At 68.6% G+C, this 2,817-nt stretch carries 1 protein-coding gene and 1 pseudogene; both read right to left on the reverse strand.

The window, feature by feature from the left end:
• A partial coding sequence (locus EFK10_RS45960) for a hypothetical protein (RefSeq protein ID WP_164836482.1) occupies window positions 1–1,933 on the reverse strand: 1,933 nt, incomplete at its 3' end.
• 181 nt (window positions 1,934–2,114) lie between these two features.
• Window positions 2,115–2,612, reverse strand: a pseudogene (locus tag EFK10_RS45965) (relaxase/mobilization nuclease domain-containing protein); the annotation flags it as partial.
• Window positions 2,613–2,817: the final 205 nt, after the last annotated feature.

The following is a 2,817-nucleotide window of genomic DNA, read 5'->3' on the forward strand; positions in this document are numbered from 1 at the left end:
CGGCGACCTTGAGTTTGACCACGCCGCCTGCTCCGACGCGTTGTTTGGGTGCGCCGGTGCCGTTGCGGGTATCCAGGAACCGCGTCGGCGTGACCGGGACGAGACGGCTGTGCGTCGCGGCCGGAGCGGCGGTGACGGTGTAGGCACCCGGCAGGTACCCCGGTGAGGGGATGCCACCCGTGTACCCGGCACCGTCGAGCACCACGTCGTACGTGCCCAGGGCGACGTCGTACGTGTTGAGCCGTACGGTGAGCGACGTACCGTCGGGACTGACGGACACCGGCTCGCTCATCGAGTACGCGCTCGCCGGGCTGCCGTTGCTGGCCAGTTCCACCTGGGTGCCCAGCGTCAGCCCTGTGCCGTGCACCACCACCTGGTTCGATGTCCCGGCCGGTCCGCTCGCCGGGCTCACCGAGGTCAGGTCGGCCCGCTTCGGCTGGGTGGAGCATCCCTGCTGACAGACGCCCTGCATGGAGTACTCGACGGGCGTGTCCGCGCCGTGAGGGCTCACCACCAGCACGTACTGGCCCGCGACGGCGGAGGAGGTGGTCAGGCAGGAGAAGCTGAACGCACCGACATTGTTGCCGTAGCACTGGTACGCATAGTCGATGTTCGTGCCGCTGAAGCGGGTGGTGCTCAGCAGACTCACCCACGGCGTGCCCGTGGTGGTGCTGCTGTCCGTGCCGTACACCTCGAAGTGCTGCGACGGGTTCATCTGGATCACCGCGCAGTATGCCGTCGCCGACTCGGTGAAGGTGCCGCTGCGCAGCGAGAAACCGTCCGGCGACACCACGTTCGCGGTGCACTGCGGCGCCCAGCCGGCCGCCGTGCCGATCCGCCAGCTGTCCACGTGCGCGGTGATAGGTGTGCCGGCGTAACCGGAGGCCAGGACGATGACGACGTACGAGGTCGATCCGGTGGCGCGGCAGGATATGCCCTGCTGCCAGCACACGATCGTGCCCGAGGCGTCGACCACTGCCAGCTCCGCGCCGGCGTTGCCGGAGGCCGCCGGGGTTCGTACGGAGAGCCACAGCTTGTCCGTGGCCGCTGCCGTGACCCGCAGGCAGGTGCTGTCCAGAGCGGATGTGAACGTGTAGCTGGTAGAAGGTCCGCCGACGGTGAGCGACCCCGGTGCGGCGCAGTTCGCCGTCGACGAGATGTCCCGCCGGACCAGCTTGTAGGTATCGGTACGGCCGGTGCCCACCAGCAGAGCCGCGTAGGCGGTACCGGACTTGAAGGCGCAGGTGGTCGTGCTGCTCCCAAGCGTGGCGCACACCCTGCTTCCGGCGCTGTCGTACACCTGCACCGAGGCGTTGACCTGGTTGGTGGTGTTCGTGTAATCGAACATCTCGGCGGTGGAGTGCTGGCCCGCCCCGATGGCCACGCACGCGGTCTGCTGGTCCGCGGTGAGCGGCACCTGCACGCCCCACGAGCCACCGAACGCCGACTGCGGCCAGGCCGTACAGCCGCTTGTGTCACCGGTGCGCTGGATGATCACCTGGTAGGTGCCCGTGGCGGGGGCCGTCAGCACCGCCTGGAAGGGTGCGGTTCCGGTCAGCTTGCAGACGCTGAAGGCGTAGCTGTTGTTGTCACACTGCTGGACGCCCTGGGCGTCGAAGACCGTCACCTCCGGGGCCACGTCGCCATCCGGCGGCTGGTCGACCAGGTAGAGGCCGTTGCCGGTGGCCGTCGGGAGCGCCAGACACAGCTGATCGCCCGGGCCGCTGAAGCTGCCCGTCGCGGGGCCCGAAGCGAAGTCGTCGTCGCGCGCCGCCGTGCAGTTTGTCCCGGGCGTCACCCGCGGCGCGGTCATCCGTACGGACGGGGGCGCCGTAGCCGGGGCCCAGTCCTTCGGCGAGGTCATTGTGGTCGGTTTGGTCGTCACGGGCCTCACCGCGGCGGCGAAGGCCGTGCCGGTCTGTCCCAGGGACAAGGCCGCGACGGTGACGATCAGTGTGAGGAGCGCAGTTGCTCCCGTCGATCCGCGTCTCTTTCGACGCTGTCTGCTCATGAGTGGTAGTGACATGCGCTCCCCCTTGGAAAATCGCAGGTTCATTCCTGTGGTGATCATAGGAACTGCACAAGGCGGGCGGAGTCTAACGAGCGGTAAGGACGAGGGTGGAGCCGCTGTAGAGGACGGGTTGGCCTTTGGCGTCGGTGTCTTCGGGGGCGGCGAGGCTGTAGCCGGTCCTTTCACCGCTTTGGGGTCCGATGCGGTGGTTGACCTTGATGCCGAGGGCGGTGAGGACGGCGAAGTACTCCTGCTCGTCGGTGGCGGCGGCTGCGGCGGCGTAGGCGTGTTCGCGCAGCCACTGGCGCGCCGTCTGCTGGCGGCCCTGACGCTCTGCCTTGGCCACCTCTGCCCCGGTCGGGGTTTTCGGTGCGGTTGCGTCGCCGGACTTTAGGCGTCGAAGCCCGAGTTCGGCCTCGATCTTGCGGCATTCGGCCTGGGCACGCTGCCCGTCGCGCTTGTTGCGTGGGCGGCGGCCGTCCTCGCGCACACTGGTGGCGAGGAGGTGGATGTGGTCTTCCGCGTGGCGCACGGCGATCCAGCGGCAGCCGGAGTCGTCCCCTGCCGGGGCGATGCCGGTGGTGTGGACGATGCGTCGGGCGCCCGTGCGCCTTGGCCGAGCTGGTCACTGTTGCGTCTCGGCATGATCCAGGGCATTGCGCGAGGGTCGTCCGAACTGTGACGATGACCTCCGTTTGGGAGGGTGAGCCGCCGGATGCCGCTGCTGTTCTGGTTGTGGATGCCGCTGCTGGTGATGTTGTGGTCACCTGTGGTGTGGGGGATCTTGTGGCTGGGCACGGGGCGCG

The organism is Streptomyces soli (assembly GCF_003999195.1).
GTDB classification, from domain to species: domain Bacteria; phylum Actinomycetota; class Actinomycetes; order Streptomycetales; family Streptomycetaceae; genus Actinacidiphila; species Actinacidiphila soli.